General features: G+C 73.4%; 14 protein-coding genes. 4 read left to right on the top strand and 10 right to left on the bottom strand.

The window, feature by feature from the left end; translation table 11 throughout:
- Positions 1-48: 48 nt before the first annotated feature.
- The 7 genes from AB0C62_RS37215 to AB0C62_RS37185 form a co-directional block, all read right to left on the bottom strand.
- On the bottom strand, positions 49-1,029 hold the full coding sequence (locus tag AB0C62_RS37215) for a cation diffusion facilitator family transporter (RefSeq protein WP_362980942.1): 981 nt from the start codon (positions 1,027-1,029) through the stop codon (positions 49-51).
- A 141-nt stretch (positions 1,030-1,170) separates the two neighbouring features.
- Positions 1,171-2,322: a mannose-6-phosphate isomerase, class I gene (gene manA, locus AB0C62_RS37210; RefSeq protein ID WP_362980940.1), complete on the bottom strand. Its 1,152-nt coding sequence runs from the start codon at positions 2,320-2,322 to the stop codon at positions 1,171-1,173.
- A gap of 161 nt (positions 2,323-2,483) precedes the next feature.
- Entirely contained in the window at positions 2,484-3,611 is a 1,128-nt protein-coding gene (locus AB0C62_RS37205; protein WP_362980938.1) for an SIS domain-containing protein, read from the bottom strand.
- Positions 3,612-3,902: 291 nt separating this feature from the next.
- On the bottom strand, positions 3,903-4,073 hold the full coding sequence (locus tag AB0C62_RS37200) for a Trm112 family protein (RefSeq protein ID WP_078943765.1): 171 nt from the start codon (positions 4,071-4,073) through the stop codon (positions 3,903-3,905).
- A 191-nt stretch (positions 4,074-4,264) separates the two neighbouring features.
- Positions 4,265-5,638 (bottom strand): phosphomannomutase/phosphoglucomutase, encoded by a 1,374-nt coding sequence (locus AB0C62_RS37195; protein ID WP_362980936.1) that lies wholly within the window; start codon positions 5,636-5,638, stop codon positions 4,265-4,267.
- A 160-nt stretch (positions 5,639-5,798) separates the two neighbouring features.
- Positions 5,799-7,415: an L-lactate permease gene (locus tag AB0C62_RS37190; protein WP_362980933.1), complete on the bottom strand. Its 1,617-nt coding sequence runs from the start codon at positions 7,413-7,415 to the stop codon at positions 5,799-5,801.
- Positions 7,416-7,692: 277 nt separating this feature from the next.
- Entirely contained in the window at positions 7,693-8,172 is a 480-nt protein-coding gene (locus AB0C62_RS37185) for a DUF3499 domain-containing protein (RefSeq protein ID WP_362980931.1), read from the bottom strand.
- Positions 8,173-8,433: 261 nt separating this feature from the next.
- Between AB0C62_RS37185 and AB0C62_RS37180 the strand changes: the two genes are divergently transcribed.
- On the top strand, positions 8,434-8,883 hold the full coding sequence (locus tag AB0C62_RS37180) for a metallopeptidase family protein (RefSeq protein WP_362980952.1): 450 nt from the start codon (positions 8,434-8,436) through the stop codon (positions 8,881-8,883).
- 69 nt (positions 8,884-8,952) lie between these two features.
- Here the strand turns inward: AB0C62_RS37180 and AB0C62_RS37175 are convergent, their stop codons facing one another.
- From AB0C62_RS37175 to AB0C62_RS37165, 3 genes are all read right to left on the bottom strand, one after another.
- Positions 8,953-10,443 (bottom strand): DUF5719 family protein, encoded by a 1,491-nt coding sequence (locus AB0C62_RS37175; protein ID WP_362980929.1) that lies wholly within the window; start codon positions 10,441-10,443, stop codon positions 8,953-8,955.
- Positions 10,440-14,135, bottom strand: a complete 3,696-nt coding sequence (locus AB0C62_RS37170) for a glycosyltransferase (protein WP_362980927.1) — start codon at positions 14,133-14,135, stop codon at positions 10,440-10,442. The genes AB0C62_RS37175 and AB0C62_RS37170 overlap by 4 nt, the downstream gene beginning before the upstream one ends.
- A gap of 275 nt (positions 14,136-14,410) precedes the next feature.
- Positions 14,411-14,674, bottom strand: a complete 264-nt coding sequence (locus tag AB0C62_RS37165; RefSeq protein WP_003975777.1) for a WhiB family transcriptional regulator — start codon at positions 14,672-14,674, stop codon at positions 14,411-14,413.
- Positions 14,675-15,406: 732 nt separating this feature from the next.
- On the opposite strand from AB0C62_RS37165, the gene AB0C62_RS37160 reads away from it, so the two are divergent.
- Genes AB0C62_RS37160 through AB0C62_RS37150 form a run of 3 tightly spaced genes read left to right on the top strand, consistent with a single transcriptional unit; the run spans position 15,407 to position 18,318 of the window.
- The gene (locus AB0C62_RS37160; protein WP_362980924.1) at positions 15,407-15,931 is read left to right on the top strand and encodes a cysteine dioxygenase family protein; all 525 of its coding nucleotides are present in this window, start codon (positions 15,407-15,409) and stop codon (positions 15,929-15,931) included.
- A gap of 42 nt (positions 15,932-15,973) precedes the next feature.
- Positions 15,974-16,957, top strand: coding sequence for a 2-phospho-L-lactate transferase (gene cofD, locus AB0C62_RS37155; RefSeq protein WP_362980922.1), 984 nt, complete (start codon positions 15,974-15,976; stop codon positions 16,955-16,957).
- Entirely contained in the window at positions 16,954-18,318 is a 1,365-nt protein-coding gene (locus tag AB0C62_RS37150; RefSeq protein ID WP_362980920.1) for a coenzyme F420-0:L-glutamate ligase, read from the top strand. The genes cofD and AB0C62_RS37150 overlap by 4 nt, the downstream gene beginning before the upstream one ends.
- Positions 18,319-18,384 lie beyond the last annotated feature (66 nt).

Below are 18,384 nucleotides of genomic sequence, written 5' to 3'. Positions count from 1 at the left end.
GGCCCGCCTGAGATCTCAGGCGGGCCCCGACGTCGTACGGACGAGAGGTCAGTGGTCGGACGGCGTCTGGGCCGGTCCGCCGGGGGTGGCCTCGCGGTCGGCGCCCCTGGCGGCCTCCGCCTCGCTGTAGATGTCCGGCTCCAGATAGATCACCCGGGCGATCGGGACGGCCTCACGGATGCGGCCCTCGGCCGCGTTGATCGCGGAGGCGACCTCGGTGGCCGTGTCGTCGTGCCGGACGGCGATCTTCGCCGCGACGAGGAGTTCCTCGGGACCGAGGTGGAGCGTGCGCATGTGGATGATGCGGGTGACCGTGTCGCCGTCGACCATCGCGGCCTCGATCTTCGCGGTGTTCTCCGGGCCGGCCGACTCACCGAGCAGCAGCGACTTGGTCTCGGCGGCGAGGACCAGGGCGATCAGGATGAGCAGGACACCGATGCAGACCGTGCCGATGCCGTCCCAGGTGCCGTCGCCGGTGAGCAGGGCGATGCCGACGCCGCACAGGGCGAGGACCAGACCGATGAGCGCGCCGAAGTCCTCCAGGAGGACGACGGGCAGCTCGGGGGCCTTGGCGCGGCGGATGAACTGGGACCAGGAGTGCGTCCCGCGGATCTGGTTGGACTCCTTGATCGCCGTGCGGAACGAGAAGCCCTCGGCGATGATCGCGAAGACCAGGACGCCCACCGGCCAGTACCAGTGCTCGATCGCGTGCGGGTGCTTGATCTTCTCGTAGCCCTCGTAGACGGCGAACATGCCGCCGACCGAGAACAGGACGATCGAGACGAGGAACGCGTAGATGTAGCGTTCGCGGCCGTAGCCGAAGGGGTGCTCCGGGGTCGCCTCGCGCTGGGCCTTCTTGCCGCCGATCAGCAGGAGTGCCTGGTTGCCGGAGTCGGCGAGTGAGTGGACGCCCTCCGCGAGCATCGAGGAGGAGCCGCTGAACGCGAACGCCACGAACTTCGCTACCGCGATCGCGAGGTTGGCGCCGAGTGCCGCCACGATCGCCTTGGTGCCGCCTGAAGCGCTCATCTGCTCCTGCTGTCCCTTCGTACGCCGTCCGGACCCCGTTCGTACCCTCGTACCCCGGTCCGGGCTTTGCCCGCCCTTTGCGGTGGGCCATTCTTGCAGCACGGGCCGGCAGCGGCGCCTCAGGCCTGCGCTGTCGTCCCGTCAGGCCACCACTGTCGCACGGAAGATCGTGCCGGAACCGGACACTTCGGCCTTTTCGCCGGCCGGTACGAACACCGAGTGGCCGGGCGTCAGGTCGATGCCGTCGGCGCGCACGGAGCCCGCCGTGCACAGCAGGATCTGCGGGGTGTCTCGGGTGAGGTCGCGGGGGGCGGCGCCCTCGGCGAGGGAGTAGCGGGAGAGGCGGAACTCGTCGATGGGGGTCGCGTAGAGCTCCTCGCCGTCCGAGGACGCCTCGGGGCGCAGGACGCCGGGGTCGCTCGCCTCGAAGCGGACCACGCGCAGGAGTTCGGGGACGTCGACGTGCTTGGGGGTCAGGCCGCAGCGCAGGACGTTGTCGCTGTTGGCCATGATCTCGACGCCGAGGCCGTTCAGGTACGCGTGCGGGATGCCCGCGCCGAGGAACAGGGCCTCGCCGGGCTGGAGCCGGACGTGGTTGAGGAGCATCGCGGCGATGACGCCGGGGTCGCCCGGGTAGTGGTGGGCCAGGTCGGCGTACGGGGCGTGGTCGCCGCCGAGCCGGGCGCAGGCGGCCGTGGTCTCGGTGACCGTGTGGGCCATCTCGTCGGGGTCGGCGCCGAGGACGGCCGTGAGGACCTCGCGCAGGGCTGCTTCCTCGGGGTGCGCGCGCAGCAGGTCGACGTACGGCTTGAGGGCGTCGACGTCGAGCGCGGCGAGGAAGTCGGCCGCTTCTTCGGGGGCCCGGAAGCCGCACAGTCCGTCGAACTCGGTGAGGGCGCAGATGAGTTCGGGCTTGTGGTTGGCGTCCTTGTAGTTGCGGTGCGGGGCGTCGATGGGGACACCGCGGCTCTCCTCGTCCTCGTAGCCCTCGCGAGCCTGTTCGAGGTCGGGGTGGACCTGGAGGGAGAGGGGGGCGCCGGCGGCGAGGAGCTTGAGGAGGAACGGCAGGCGGGGGCCGAACCGGGCGACGGCGGCGCGGCCGAGTTCCCTCTCCGGGTCCTCGGCGACGACCTCGTCGAGCGGACCGCGCCCGGTGCGCGAGGGTGCGCCCGGGTGGGCGCCCATCCACATCTCCGCCTGCGGCTCGCCGGTCGGCTCCACACCGAGCAGGTGCGGGATGGCGGTGGTGGAGCCCCAGGCGTAGGGGCGGACGGTGTTGTCGAGGCGGTCCATCGGTGTCTTCTTCTCCATACGTGCGCTGCGCGGCCCGCTCCGTGCGGGGGCCGGTGGGGAGGCGTGGCATCGGGGTTCCGGTCGTGGGACCCGGCGGCCGGGGCGTCGGATCACGGGACCCCGCCCCGGGTTCGGACGGGGTGGTGACGACAGGACCCAGGTCAGGCCCCCGAGGCGAGCGCCAGGTAAACGGCGGCGAAATCCGTGGTGGCGATCAGCTCGGCGAGGGTCTCCAGTTCGCCGCCCTCCTCGGGTTCGAGCTCGCTGATCGCGGTGTCGTGGGTGAGGGCGAGTTCGCGGGCGGCGGGGGCGGCGCTGATCCCGCCGATGGGGCGGTCGCGGAGCAGCACCACGCGCGCGTGCAGTGCCTGGGCCTCCTCGACGCGGTCACGGAAGAAGTCGTCGGGGTCCGCGCCCGCGGCGAGGGCTCCCGCGAGGAGCACGCTGTGCGAGAGGAGGGCCTCGGGAAGTTCGGCGGTCAGCGCGGGGCGGCCCGCGAGTTCGGCGAGCGCGGCGGTGAAACGGCGGCCCGCCGGTCCGGCCGAGGTGCCTTCCGTCCAGATGACCGGGAGGGCCTCGGCCAGTTCGACGGCCAGGGTCTTGGCGGGGTTGCTGTACGCGGCGATCGCGGGGCCGCAGCGTTCGGCGACGCGGTCGAGGCGGTCGGCGACCTTCTGCAGGGCCTCCGGCGGGGCGGAGACGAGGCCGGTGCGGTCGAGGAGCGCGAGCAGCGGGGTGAGCAGCGCCCACAGGACGCCGGGCGCGGAGGCCGCGATCGGTTCCTCCGGTTCGTACGGGGCGGTCGCCATCGGGACGAAGAGGCCGTGGATGCCTGCCACCCAGCCGGAGAGGGGGGAGCCGGCGGGGGCCACGGCGGCGACGGTGCTGCCGCGCCGGTAGGCCGACTCGATGAGGAGGTCCAGGCCGGGTTCGCTGCCGTCGGGGGTGGCGATCAGCAGGAGGTCGACGGGGCCGGCCCAGCCGGGCAGCTCCCAGCGCAGGGCGCCCGAGGCGGGGGCGACGCCCAGGGGGGTGAGCCGGGTGACGGGGCAGCTCGCTCCGGCGAGGGTGCCGAGGAGTTCGGCGACGCCGGTGGCGGCCATGCCGGGCCCGGCGATCAGGACGGCGCGCGGGCGGCCGTCCGGCTTGAGCTCGGAGATCCCGGCCTCGGCGGCGTGCCGGACCGCGGTGCGCACCCGGGCGCCGGCCTCGGCCGCGCCGCGGAGCAGGGCCCGCCGGTCGGCCCGGGCGAGTGCGTCGGGGTCGTCGAGCAGCGATTCGTCGAGCATGGGGTCGGGAGCCTCCGATCGCCGGGGCGGCGTCTGCGCGCCGGCCCGCCGGTGTCGCGTGCACGGGGTCGCTCGCGCGGGTTGTCGAGCGGCGCTGGGTCGGACCGGGGACCGGCCGGTCGCGGCGCCGGTCGCCGTGCGGGACGGGCGTCGCCGGTGTCCCGTGCGGACGACGGCGGCGCGGTCGCTTGTCGTCGCTTGTCGAGGGGGATGTCGGTTGCCGCGCCGTCGGCCCGCCCGTGCGGACGGGGACGGCGCCGCGGGGGCCTCCCGTGCGGGCGGCCGTGCCGGTCAGGCGGGGCGGCGGGCCTCGTCGACCAGGAGGACGGGGATGCCGTCGCGGACCGGGTAGGCGAGGCCGCAGTCCGCTCCGGTGCAGATCAGCTCGGTCTCCTGCTCCTTGAGCGGGGCGTGGCAGGCCGGGCAGGCGAGGATCTCCAGGAGGCCGGCTTCGAGCGGCATGGGGTGTCCTTCCGAAACAGTGGATGCGGCCTGGTCAGGGTACCGCTGCGGGGAGCCCGGCGCGGGGGCGCGGGGGCCTGTTCGTCAGGCGCGCGGGCCGCGCCGGACGGGGCATGTCCGGGGGTTCCGGCGTGTACGCACCTCGTGTCCGCGAGGGCCCGGCGCGCCCGTGGCACGCCGGGCGGGATACCTCAGCCCCGGATGATGGCCAGCACCTCGTCGCGGACCTTCGTCATCGTCGTCTCGTCGCGGGCCTCGGCGTTGAGGCGGAGGAGGGGTTCGGTGTTGGAGGGGCGGACGTTGAACCAGGCGTCCTCGGTGGTGACCGTCAGGCCGTCGAGTTCGTCGATGGTGACGCCCTCACGGCCCTCGTAGGCGGCCCGGACGGCGGCGAGGCGGGCGGCCTGGTCGTCGACGGTGGAGTTGATCTCGCCGGAGCCGGAGTAGCGGTCGTACTCCGCGACGAGCCCGGAGAGCGGGCCGTCCTGTCCGCCGAGCGCGGCGAGGACGTGGAGGGCGGCCAGCATGCCCGTGTCGGCGTTCCAGAAGTCGCGGAAGTAGTAGTGGGCGGAGTGCTCGCCGCCGAAGATCGCGCCGGAGGTGGCCATCTCGGCCTTGATGAAGGAGTGGCCGACGCGGGTGCGGACCGGGGTGCCGCCGTGCTCGCGGACGACCTCGGGGACCGACCAGGAGGTGATGAGGTTGTGGATGACGGTGCCGCCGCCGTGCTTGGCGAGTTCGCGGGCGGCCACCAGCGCGGTGATCGCGGACGGGGAGACCGGCTCGCCCCGCTCGTCCACGACGAAGCAGCGGTCGGCGTCGCCGTCGAAGGCGATGCCGAGGTCGGCGCCCTCCTCGCGGACACGCTTCTGGAGGTCCACGAGGTTCGCCGGGTCGAGCGGGTTGGCCTCGTGGTTGGGGAAGGTGCCGTCCAGCTCGAAGTACATCGGGACGAGCTCCAGCGGCAGCCCGGCGAAGACGGTCGGGACGGTGTGTCCGCCCATGCCGTTGCCCGCGTCGACCACGACCTTCAGGGGGCGGATGGAGGTCAGGTCGACGAGCGAGCGGAGGTAGGCCGCGTAGTCCTCCAACGTGTCGCGGCTCGTGATCGTGCCGGGCGTCGCGTCCGAGGCCGGGGCCGGGGCCGGGGCACCGGAGTCGAGCCAGGACTCGGCGAGCCGGCGGATCTCGGACAGGCCGGTGTCCTGGCCGACGGGGGCCGCGCCCGCCCGGCACATCTTGATGCCGTTGTACCGGGCCGGGTTGTGCGAGGCGGTGAACATGGCGCCGGGCAGAGTGAACGCGCCCGAGGCGTAGTAGAGCTGGTCCGTCGAGCAGAGGCCGATCTCTGTGACGTCGACACCGCGGGCGGCGGCTCCGCGCGCGAAGGCCCGGGACAGTCCGGGCGAGGAGGGCCGCATGTCGTGCCCGATCACGATGGCGTCGGCTCCGGTCACCTGGACGAAGGCGGCACCGAACAGCTCGGCCAGCGGCTCGTCCCACTGGTCCGGGACCACCCCGCGCACGTCGTACGCCTTCACGAGCTGCGACAGATCAGCAGTCACGGGCCAACCCTCCAGAAGTCCACTTCGGTCGGCCCAAACTACCCTTCCGGGCCGACGGGGTGCCGTACCGAGCCGCGGTGGAACACAACCGCGACCTGCGGAAGCGTCCCTTCCCGACCGGGAGGGGACGGGTCGGCCCCGGTACGGGTCCACGAGCGGCTCACGGCAGCATCCAGGACAGCACCGGTGAACTCTGTCCGACCACGATCAGACACATCACCAGCAGGAGTCCGAGGCTCCAGGGCAGCACCTTGCGCAGCAGGTCGCCCTCCCGGCCGGCGAGCCCGACCGCCGCGCAGGCGATCGTCAGGTTCTGGGGCGAGATCATCTTGCCGAGGACTCCGCCCGAACTGTTGGCGGCGGCGAGGAGTTCGGGCGACAGTCCCGACTCCTTCGCGGCGCTCACCTGGAGGGCACCGAAGAGGGCGTTTGCCGAGGTGTCGGAGCCGGACACGGCGACGCCGAACCAGCCCAGGACGGGTGACAGGAAGGCCAGCCCGGCCCCGGCGGCCGCCACGAACTGGCCGATGGTGGCGGCCTGTCCGGAGAGGTTCATGACGTAGGCGAGTGCCAGCACGGACGTCACGGTGAGGATCGCGAACCTCAACTCGGGGACGGTCGCCAGCCATTCCCGTACCGCCACGCGCGCGTGCACCCCGAGCACGACGGCGGTGCACAGTCCGGCGATCAGGACGAGCGTGCCGCCGGTCGCCACGATCGGCCAGGTGAAGACGTTCCCGCCCACCGGCTTGCCGTCCGGGCCGACGACGTCCAGGAAGGGCCAGTCGTACGTCCGGGTCGCCCCCGCGAGCCAGTCCTTCACCACCGGGATCTGCGCGACCGAGAAGATCACGACGATCAGGGCGTACGGGGCGTAGGCGCGCAGGACTTCGCGGCGCGGGTCCCGCTCGTCGAGGTCCTCGCTGCGGGTGCCGGTGAGGACCGACGCCCGTACGGACTCGGTGGCGGGCACACGTGTGCGCGGCACGGCGACCAGGGCTGCGGCGCCGGCCAAGGAGGCGGCGATGTCGGCGAGTTGCGCGGAGAGGTAGTTGGAGACGGTGAACTGGGCGGCGGCGAAGGCGACTCCGCACACCAGGGCGGGCACCCAGGTATCCCGGAGTCCGCGTCTGCCGTCGACCAGACCGACCAGCACCAGGGGCACGATCAGCGCGAGCAACGGGGTCTGCCGGCCCACCACGGAGGCCACCGAGTCCAGGGGCAGACCGGTGACTTGGGCGAGCGTCACGACCGGTGTGCCCATCGCGCCGAAGGCGACCGGGGCGGTGTTGGCGACGAGGGCGACGACGGCCGCGCGGACGGGGTCGAAGCCGAGGGCGACCAGCATCACCGAGCAGATCGCGACGGGTGCGCCGAAACCGGCGAGGGCTTCGAGGAGCGCGCCGAAGCAGAACGCGACGACGAGCGCCTGGATGCGCGGATCGTCCGAGAGTCGCCCGAAGGAGCGGCGCAGGATGTCGAAGTGCCGGGTGCGGACGGTCATCCGGTAGACCCACAGGGCGTTGACGACGATCCACAGGATGGGGAAGAGGCCGAACACCGCGCCCTGGGCGGCGCTGGAGAGCGTCTGACCGACCGGCATGCCGTAGGCGAGGCAGGCGACCAGCGCGGCCGCCAGCAGGCCGGTCAGACCCGCCAGGTGGGCCTTCATGCGGACACCGCCGAGCAGGACCAGCACGACGACGAGGGGCAGGGCGGCCACGAGGGCGGACAGGCCGAGCGAGTCGGCGACGGGTTCCAGCTCCTGGACGTACACGGGTGCCTCCCCGGGATTCCGTGATGCGAAAGCGGTTTCTCACGGCCGTACGGAATCGTCGTGTCCGCGACAACTTCGCGTCAATGGGTGTGCGCGGCCCGGTGGAATCGACGAGGGGACGCGCTCGCCGGGCACTGCGCCCGGAACGGGTGCCCGCGGCATGACGGAGCCGGGGGCGGGAGGAGCCACGAGCGGACGCCGGCTCTCCGCGCGCGTGCCGGGCGCCGGGGTGTTCGGGGCGGCCGCGAGAGGCGGGTGGCGGGACGGGGAGGGGCGCTCAGTTGTCGGGCGAGCGGAGAACCCGCAGGTGGCCGCGGCGTGCGACCTCCATCGGGTCGGCCGAGCGAGCGCTGCCTCCACCGGCTTCGGCCGTGCGCCGCTGCGGGCGGGCCGCCTCGCGCACCGCGTTCGCCAGCGCCTCCAGGTCGTCACCGCTCGGACGGGCGGGACCCGAGGAGTCGGCGAGCCGGACGACCTCCCAGCCGCGCGGCGCGGTGAGGCGCTCGGAGTGCTCGGCGCACAGGTCGTAGCAGTGGGGTTCGGCGTAGGTGGCGAGCGGGCCGAGGACCGCGGTCGAGTCGGCGTAGACGTACGTCAGCGTCGCGACGGCGGGACGGCCGCAAGCGGTGCGCGAACAGCGACGTACAGGGCTCACGACGTTGGACGGTACCGCACTCTTGAGCGGGCCGCGACGACTCTCCCCCAGGTCACCCCACCGTGTCGTCCTGTGAGACCGCCCACACCTCTTTTCGATCATCACCCCCTGACCTGGGGGGACATCACCGCCGGGGACACCGAACAGACCTGAATCCGGTCACCACTTGGTGCAAATCATGTCAATTGCCATGTCAGCGACGGTCCTGGAGGGATACGGAATCGAGCCCGACCTTGGCCGGAATGGTCATCGGGCGACATCCGGAACAGAGGCCGGATCACCGGGCGTCGGCCGGTGGGGCGATGATCCGGCGCAGCGTGGGGCCGGGCGGCCGGGCCGGGCGGGGACTACTCTTCGTCAGTGATGGACAACCCCGTACCGCCCCCCGCCGCATCAGCCGGTCCCCGCCGTCGTGACCGCCATGGCCGCGGCATGCGCGGCCCCGTGGCGCCTCCCCAGGTGCCGCTCGCGGCGAGCCGCGCCGAAGTGTTCGCGGACCTGGTGCAGGACTCCGTGGAGCGGCTGGAGCGACGCTGGCCGCAGCTCGCCGACATCGACTTCATGGTCCTCGAGGTGCCGCGCCTGGAGGGCTCGGGCGAGGGGTGGAGCGACGAGGCGGTGCCCCTGGGGGGCACGGTCGCCGCACGCGAGGGCCGTCCCGCGCGCGTGGTGGTCTACCGCCGACCGGTCGAGATCCGCACGAAGGGCCGCGACGAGCGGGCCGCCCTGGTGCACGAGATCGTCGTGGAACAGGTCGCGGAGCTGCTGGGGCTGACTCCCGAGACGGTCGATCCCCGGTACGGCGAGGACTGAGCCGAGGGCGGGATCACCCCGGCCGCGTCATCGGCCGGAGATCACCCGTACGCGGTCACCCGCCCCGCCTCACTTGTCGAGCAGCACCGAGAGGTCCTGGTCCGCCTCAGGCACCGAGACCGTGCCCCGGTCGTCCGGGAGGGTCTGGACGGTGAACGCGGGAACGCCGTCCTGCGTCGAGGCCAGCATCCGGGACGCGTAGACGGGGCCTCCGGAGACCGGCTCGACGGTGAGGGCGTAGGTGCCCTTGAGGCCGCTCGGGACCGGTGCCTCGACGTTCTGCGTGGTGCCGGCCTTGATGGTGAACGTCTTCGACACCGCCGTGCCGCCGCCGCTGCCCGCGGACGCGGTGACCTTGACCGTGGCCCCCTTGCCGGGCGCGGTGACGGCGAGGGTGGAGCCCTTGGCGCTGTTGTCGGCCGCCGTCGCGCGCGTGCCGACGGGGGCGGTGGCCGGGATGAACGCGGTCTCCTGCCGGTCGCCCTTGCCGCGCACCACCCGCAGGGCGGCGACGACCGGGACGGAGGCGTCGCTGGGCGTGAGCACCAGGGAGCCCGCCTCGCCGCGGGTGACGTCCCCGAGGTCGACGGCGGAGGTCATGCCGGCCTTCACGTGCAGCGTCTCGTGGCCCGCCGGCGTGATCAGGCCCGTGGGCGAGGCGAGGCGGACCTTCAGGTCGGCGTCCGTGTCGCCGGGCGCGAAGGCGACCAGGCGGACGGAGGTGGCGTCCTTGGGGATGCCCGGCAGGACGAGGCTGCCGGCGGGGTCGGCGGAGGCGGCCAGCCAGTCGCCGCCGATCTTGTCGTCCAGCGCCTGTACGGCGGCACCGACACGGCCGCTGCGGACCGTCACGTGCACCGTGAGGTTGGTCTGCGGGTCGCCGGTCAGCGTGTTCAGCAGGATCGGCTCGCTCGCGTGCGGCTGGACCGTGATCCCGTCGGCCACCGTGGACTTGAGGGTGCCGTCCTTGCCGTACAGGTCGATGTCGACGACGGCCGCGGAGTCGTCCGGGTTGGTCAAGTGCACATAGTCGGTGCGGTCGTCGGCGGTACTGGCGCCCGGGAACCAGAACTCGGTGTCCGGGGCTGTGCAGTTGGTGCCGAGCAGGCCGCGTCCGGTGCCCACGGCGACGTCGGTGGTCTCCTGGACCGTCCAGCCGGGCGCGAACTTGCCCTCCGCGGTGCCGACCAGCGCGGGTGCCTGAGAACCCGAGGCGTCACCGGTCGCGGGCTTGCCCGGCTCCTTGACCCGCACGACGGGCTTGGACGCCTTGCCGCCGCTCTTCTTGCCGCCGTCCGACTCCTCGGTGGCCGCCGTCAGTTCGGCCTTGCCGCCCGCGCCCGCGCCGTCCGCGACGGGGGTGAACGACGTGTACGCGGTGTCGGCGATGTCGGAGGTGCTCGGCTGCGGGCAGAGCAGGCTGGTGCGCTCGACGGGCAGTCGCGCGGCCGCCCGTGCCGTGTCGTCTCCGGAGGCGTCCGGCGACTGCAGCGTGGCGAATCCGGTGACGGCGGCGAGCGCCGTCGCGCCGGCGATCAGGGACAGGGTGGTGCGGTTCACTGCTGGCTCCCGTCGGGGCGCTCGCTGTCGGTGCCGTGCGGCGGGGGCTGCGTGGGGTCGTAGGCCGGGTCGTAGCCCTGCTCGCCCGTGCCGTAGCCCTGGCCGTGGGCGTCGTACGGCTGACCGTTCGCGTCGTAGCCCTGGCCGTACGCCGGGTCGTAGGGGGTCGTGCCGCCGTACGCGTACGGGTCGTACTGGCCGCCCTGGTAGGGGTCCGCCTGGTACGGCTGCTGGTAGCCGCCCGTCGCGTACTCCCCCGTGCCGTCGTACTGCTCGGCGCCGTACGTGCCGTACTCGGCGCCCGCGTAGCTCGGGGTGTCCCACTCGCCGTGCGTCTGCTGGTGCGGGACGGCGCCGGCCGGGACCTCCTGGTCGAGGGCGGACACGCCGTCGAGGTCCTCGTCGGATCCCTCGGCCTCGGCCTCCGCCTGGGCGCGCAGACGGCGGGCTCGGCGGCCGTCTCCCGTGGCGTCCTGGGCGGGCACGGCCCGCTCCTCGGGGAGGTCGTCGTCGACGTCCCGGCGGCGGCCCGGCAGGGCGAGCACCACGAGGACGAGGGCGAGCGCGCCCTGGGCCCACAGCCAGGCGGTGTGGCTCAGCGGGGCGTCGAAGGTGACGTCCAGCCGGCCGCCGCCCGAGGGCAGTTCGAAGCCCTGCGCCCAGCCGTCGACCGTGGTGCGGGTGAGGGGCTTGCCGTCCAGGGTGGCCGTCCAGCCCGGGTCGGCGCTGTCGGCGAGCCGCAGGACGCGGCCGTCGGCGCCGGTCGGGACGGTGGTGTGCACCTCGACCGGTCCGGCGGCGATGGACTGCGGTTCACCGGAGGCGGGGACGATCGCGGCGCGCGAGACCTGCCGGTTGACGCGCCACAGGGCGCTGCCGTCCTGCTGGCTGAGCCGGGTCAGGCCGGGGGTGGCGTCCAGGACGCGGCTCACCTCGCGGGGCGCGCCCTTGCGGACCAGGACGTACCGCACGGCGAAACCGCCGAGCTCGTCGGCCTGGTCGGCGCCGGAGCCCGCGACGAGGTTGGCGACGACCTTGTCGAGCTTCTTGTTCTCGCCGCCCGCCGACGCCAGTTCGGCGTCGCCGAGGCGGGCGCCGGAGCCGCGGACGAGCGTGTAGCCGACCTGGGCGGCGGAGCGGCTGTCGAGGACGAGGGTGCGGGCCTGGTCGCGGGTACCGCTCTCCTCGGCGACGAACGCGGGCACCTGCACCGGGTCGCGGCGCTCCACGGGTCCGTCGGCGCCGCCGATGATCCATCCGGCGGCGATGAGCAGGGGGCCCGCGGCGCAGGCGAAGGCGATGAGCGCGGCGACCGGCTGGCGCCAGCCGAAGCTCTGCTCGGCCACGCGCGCGCGGGCTCCGTCGGCTCCGACGGCCGCGGCGGAGAGCAGCGCGAGGCCGTAGACGAGAGTGGCGGGGCCGGCCCAGGTGGAGCTGTTGGACAGGACCGCGAGGACGAGCGCCACCAGGGCGACGATCCAGGCGGTCCTGATCCCCGCCTGGCGCTCGGTGCGCAGCAGGGCCGCGAGTGCGGCGAGCACGACACCGAAGAGCATCAGGCCGCTGACCGTGCCCGGGCCGCCGGGGCTCGCGCCGAGCAGGTCGAGCGCGGAGGCCGCGCTCGCTCCGTACTCCAGGCCGGCTTCCTTGAAGAAGCCGAACGGCAGCAGCGTGAGCGACCAGGGGGCGAGGACCAGCAGCGGGGTGCCGAGCTGGGCGAGGAAGCGCGGCCCGTAGGCGGACAGTTCCCTGCGGCGCACGGCGAGGAGCGCGAGGCCGAGGATCAGCGCGATCGGCCAGACGATCGGCGTGAACGCCGTGGTGAACGTCAGCAGCAGGGCGTAGGCCCAGGTGGCGCGCCAGCTGCCGCGCGCCCCCGAGGAGTGCGCGAGACCGCTCGCCGCGACGCCCGCGCGCGCGATGAGCGGCAGCAGGATCGCGAGGACGGCCGTGCCGATGCGGCCGCCGGCCAGCGCGCCGGTGGCGGCGGGCAGGAAGGCGTAGGCGACGGAGGCCCAGGCGCGCAGCAGGCGGGACTCGACCAGCGGGCGCGAGGCGAAGTAGGCGGCGAAGCCGGCCAGCGGCACGGACGCCACGAGGAGCACGGTGACCGCGAGTCCGGTGGAGCCGAGGAGGACGGAGGCCAGCATCGCGACGAGCGCGAGGTAGGGCGGGGCGGCCTGGGTGTCGCCCGCGCCGACCGGATGCCAGCCGTCGACATAGCGCGACCAGAGCTCGAAGGCGTCGGACGGTGCGGGCAGCAGCGCGCCGCCCGCGAGGGCTCCGCCGCCGAGCAGGGCGCGGCAGGCGAGGAGCGAGACGAACAGGAGGACCAGGAAGACCATCGGGCCGGGGTTGCGCGCGATGCGCTTGAGCCGGACGAACTGCTCGATCTCCAGGAAGTCGCCGTCGTCGCCGCCGGGTCCGGACTCGACGGCGCCGCCGTGCCGGCCGGCGCCCGTGGTCACTTCGGCGTCGGAGCGGCCCACCAGATTGCCGGCGACCTGCTCGACGGTGGCCCGCACGGTCGCGCCGGGCGGCGGGAACAGCGGGCGCAGTTCGCCCTTGTCGACCTGGGGACGGCCGCGCCTGCGCCGCCCGGCGATGATCCGCTCCGGGCGCAGCAGGGTGCCGAGCAGGCCGCGGATCTCGTCGACGGCCTGGCCGGGGACCTTGCCCACGAGGTAGGCGACGGTGCGCAGCAGGGTGCCGAGGACGAGGCGGACCAGGATCCAGGGGAGCTGCGCGGTGCGGGCGTTGACGAGGAGGGTGTAGGCGGCGCCCGCCTTGTCGACCTTGTGCGGGGACGCGGAGGTGCGGCCCACGCAGTCGACGGTGCGGCGCTCGCGGGAGGCGGCCTCGGCGTGCCGTACGACCGCTTCTGGGGCGACGAGGACGCGGTGGCCGGCGGCCTGGGCCCGCCAGCACAGGTCGACGTCGTCGCGCATCAGGGGCAGCCGGCGGTCGAAGCCGCCGAGCTCCTCGAAGACGTCGCGGCGGACGAGCATGCCGGCGGTGGAGACGGAGAGGACCGGGTGGACGTGGTCGTGCTGTCCCTGGTCCTGCTCGCGGCGGTCGAGACCGGTCCAGCGGCGGCCGGAGTTGGCGATGGTGACGCCGACCTCGAGGAGCTGTCGGCGGTCGTACCAGCCGCGGAGCTTGGGGCCGACGACGGCGACCTCGTGGCCCAGTTCGCGTTCGTTCTCCACGACGCGCAGCAGGTGCGCGAGGGCGTCGGGTTCCGGGGCGCTGTCGTCGTGCAGCAGCCAGAGCCACTGCTCGGGCTCGCCGTACGGAAGGTCCGGCAGGTCGTAGGCGTCGTCGCGCCAGCTGCGCGTGACCGGGTCCCAGCCGCTCGGCCGCTTCAGGTAGGGCAGGTCGTCCGGGGTCAGCAGACCGGCGGTGCGGGTCGCCTCCTCTACGGCCTGGCCGAATCCCGTGCGGCGGGCGAGGTGCAGGACGTGGTCGGCTCCGAGGGCGTCGGTGAGCAGCTGGGCGGAGTCGTCCGCGCTGCCGGTGTCGGCCGCCACCGCGTTCTGCACGGGGCGCTCCTGGCCGAGCAGCCCGGCGAGCGCCTCGGGGAGCCAGCGGGCGCCGTCGTGGGAGACGAGCACCGCGGTCACCACGTGGCGCGGGAACTCAGGGGCGGCAGCTGCGTCGTGACGGGCTGCCGAATGGCTGTGCACGGACATCGAGGTACGGGCCCCGGTTCGATGGACTGCGGTGGACGTCTGTGTCCGGCGGGGACAGCGGGACGTCTCGGACGAGGGCCCACACTAACGGCTGGGCAGGACGACGGCCCGCCGCCTGTGGATAACCCACGTGCGACGGGCCGTTCGTTACGTGAGCGTGTGTGCCGATTGGTCAGCGGCTCCCACGCGTGCGTGCGGCTGTTTTCCGTACGCATTTCCGTGCGACTGTTTTCGGACAGCGTCCCTCTTCGTACGAGCGCCCCTCAGGCGGTCGCTCAGACGGCGGCCTTCTTGAGACGGCGCCGCTCCCGCTCCGACAGACCGCCCCAGATGCCGAACCGCTCGTCGTTGGCGAGCGCGTATTCGAGGCACTCGGAGCGGACCTCACAGGCGAGGCAGACCTTCTTGGCCTCGCGGGTGGAGCCGCCCTTCTCGGGGAAGAAGGACTCGGGGTCGGTCTGGGCGCACAGCGCGCGCTCCTGCCAGCCGAGTTCCTCGTCCGCGTCGTCGACCAGCAGTTGCTGCACCAGCTCGGTCATGTGCGCCCCTCGTCTGTCTTTCGCGTCCCCGTGATGCTGTCGTCACCGATTTCGGCTGAACGACACGAGTGAAATTACAAGTGTGCCGATCCGGGCCAGTCAAGCCGAGATCTGCTATTGGGCCCCTTATTCACTCTGCGGAACCAAGGCTATGCGGAAAGTGTTCAAATCGGCATAAACCCTGACAGCCCAAGGGGTCCGGCCCGACGTCCACTCCCGTTACGGGGGAAGACGGCCAGGAGTTCGATCGCGTTCCGACGCCGACCTCGAAGCGAACCTGATCACATGGGGATCACGGGCTCGCGCTGAGGTTTGTGCGCCCGGTTGTGCGCCATGTGTCCGGGGAGGCGGGTGAACAAACCTTTCGCCTGCCAGATGAACCGGATGAGGTGAAACATCCCCCACATATCGGACATGAAGTTGACAGTAGGGGTGTGAACCGGTGACCTTATGGGCATGCTCGCGAACTTGGCATCCACCTCGACCCGCACCGCCGGGTCCCACGGTGCTGCCCACGTCCGCTGTAGCTGTTGTTGCTGTTCCAGCTGTTGAGCCCTACCGCGCTCCGGCTGCCTCGCCGCCACTGAGGCGAACCACCGCCCCCTCCGGGCGACCGCCCGCACCAGGGCACTCCCCTCCCGCCCGTCACCCGGGCGTGAACCCCCGCTCGCGACCCGGGCGGAAACGGCCAGCGACACCCCAGCACTCTCCTGCCGAGGAACCACCGCACCCATGAACAGCGACAGCGACCTCCAGATCGCCGGCGACATCCTCGAAGTACCGCACCTGCTCCAGCCGCCGCGCGAACACCCCGTCACCGTGGCCGACTTCGTCGGCATGGCGCGCTCCATCGCCGCCGACCGCTCCCAGTGGGAGCACCTCGTCGAGTACGACGCCACCTCACGCTGGTACCACCGGCTGCGCACCGGACCCGGCTACGAGGTCTGGCTGCTGTCCTGGGTGCCCGGACAGGGCAGCGGGCTGCACGACCACGGCGGCTCCTCCGGCGTACTGACCGTCCTCGACGGCGCGCTGACCGAGCGCACGGAGCGCGGCACACGCGCCCTGGGCTCCGGCGCGCAGCGGGTGTTCGCGCCCGGCTACACCCACGAGGTCGTCAACGACTCGCTCGAAGGAGCCGTCAGCCTGCACGTCTACTACCCGGGTCTCACGGAGATGCCGATGCACGCGGCGCGTTGCGCGGTCGCCGAGAGCGTGGCGCCGGACGGCACGCCCGCCGGGGCCGAGGTGGCGTGACCGGCTGACACGTTGTCGTCGCCGCCTGCAAGACTGAACCCCATGCGCATTGTGGTTCTGGCAGGCGGTATCGGTGGTGCACGGTTCCTGCGTGGTCTCCAGCGGGCCGTCCCGGACGCGGACATCACGGTCATCGGCAACACCGGCGACGACATCCACCTCTTCGGGCTGAAGGTCTGCCCGGACCTCGACACGGTGATGTACACGCTCGGCGGCGGCATCAACGAGGAACAGGGCTGGGGTCGTGCCGACGAGACCTTCCATCTGAAGGAGGAGCTCGCGGCGTACGGGGTCGGACCGGAGTGGTTCGGGCTCGGCGACCGCGACTTCGCGACGCACATCGTGCGGACGCAGATGCTCGGCGCGGGCTATCCGCTCAGCGCCGTGACCGAGGCGCTCTGCGACCGGTGGAAGCCGGGCGTGCGGCTCATCCCCATGTCGGACGACCGCGTCGAGACGCACGTCGCCGTCACCCTGCCGGACGGCGACGCGGCCGGAGGCGCCGGCGAGCGCAAGGTGGTCCACTTCCAGGAGTACTGGGTGCGGCTGCGGGCCTCCGTGCCGGCCGAGGCGATCGTGCCGGTGGGTGCCGAGCAGGCCAAGCCGGCCCCCGGGGTCCTCGAAGCCATCGGCGAGGCCGACGTCATCCTCTTCCCGCCGTCCAACCCCGTCGTCTCCGTCGGCACCATCCTCGCCGTGCCCGGCATCCGCGAGGCGATCGCCGAGGCGGGCGTGCCCGTGGTCGGCCTCTCCCCCATCGTCGGCGACGCGCCCGTGCGCGGCATGGCCGACAAGGTGCTCGCCGCGGTCGGCGTCGAGTCCACCGCCGCCGCGGTCGCCGAGCACTACGGCTCGGGACTCCTGGACGGCTGGCTCGTCGACACCGTGGACGCCTCGGTGGTGGAGCGCGTCGAGAGCGCCGGCATCCGCTGCCGGGCCATCCCGCTGATGATGACCGACCTCGACGCGACGGCCCGGATGGCCCGTGAGGCGCTCGCCCTGGCGGAGGAGGTACGGACTCCGTGACCACCCCGAACCATGCGGCGGACACGCCGGGACCCGCCGGACAGGGAGAGCCGGCGGAGCAGGCCCCGCCCGGTTACCGGGTCTGGGCGCCGGCCGGACTGCCCGAGGTGCGCCCGGGCGACGACCTCGCGAAGCTCATCGCGGCCGCCGGGCCGGGCCTGGCCGACGGGGACGTGCTCCTCGTCACCTCCAAGATCGTCTCCAAGGCGGAGGGCCGGATCGTCGAGGCCGCCGACCGCGAGGCGGCCATCGACGCCGAGACCGTCCGGGTCGTGGCGCGCCGCGGCGCGCTGCGGATCGTCGAGAACCGGCAGGGGCTCGTGATGGCCGCCGCCGGCGTCGACGCCTCCAACACACCCGCCGGCACCGTGCTGTTGCTGCCCGAGGACCCCGACGCGTCCGCGCGGGCGATCCGCGACGGGCTGCGGGACACCCTCGGGGTCGACGTCGGCGTCGTCGTCACGGACACCTTCGGGCGCCCTTGGCGCACCGGGCTCACCGACGTCGCCATCGGCGCGGCGGGCGTCCATGTGCTGGACGACCTGCGCGGCGGCACCGACGCGCACGGCAATCCGCTCAGCGCGACCGTCGTCGCCACGGCCGACGAACTCGCCGCCGCCGGTGACCTCGTCAAGGGCAAGGCCTCCGGGCTGCCCGTCGCCGTCGTGCGCGGACTCGCCCACCTGGTGGCCGAGGGCGACGGCGAAGGGGCTCGGGCCATCGTCCGGGGCGCCCGCGACGACATGTTCCGGCTCGGCACCTCGGAGGCCGTGCGGGAAGCGGTCACCCAGCGGCGTACGGTCCGGGCCTTCACGGACGAGCCCGTCGACCCCGGTGCCGTGCGCCGGGCGGTCGCCGCGGCCGTGACCGCCCCCGCCCCGCACCACACCACCCCCTGGCGGTTCGTGCTCCTGGAGTCGCAGGAGTCGCGGACGCGGCTGCTCGACGCCATGCGGGACGCCTGGATCGCCGACCTGCGGGCCGACGGGAAGAGCGAGGAGTCCGTCGCCAAGCGGGTCCGCCGCGGCGACGTGCTGCGCGACGCGCCGTATCTGGTGGTGCCGTGCCTGGTCATGGACGGCTCCCACACGTACGGCGACGCCCGGCGGGACGGCGCCGAGCGCGAGATGTTCGTGGTCGCCACCGGGGCGGGCGTGCAGAACTTCCTGGTCGCCCTGGCCGGTGAGCGGCTCGGCTCGGCCTGGGTGTCGTCGACGATGTTCTGCCGTGACGTCGTCCGCGAGGCGCTGGACCTGCCGGCGAGCTGGGACCCGATGGGCGCGGTGGCCGTGGGCCACGCGGCGGAGGAACCCCGGGACCGCCCGGCGCGGGACGCGGAGGCGTTCCTCGAGGTGCGGTGAGGGGCGCTGCGCGGAGCGGGTGACCCGCACGGTGCCCGGCCGGGCCGTGGACCCGTGCGGCGCGGT

It is taken from the genome of Streptomyces sp. NPDC048643, assembly GCF_040650615.1.
GTDB lineage: Bacteria > Actinomycetota > Actinomycetes > Streptomycetales > Streptomycetaceae > Streptomyces.
This window is presented reverse-complemented; position numbering and strand designations above follow the sequence as displayed.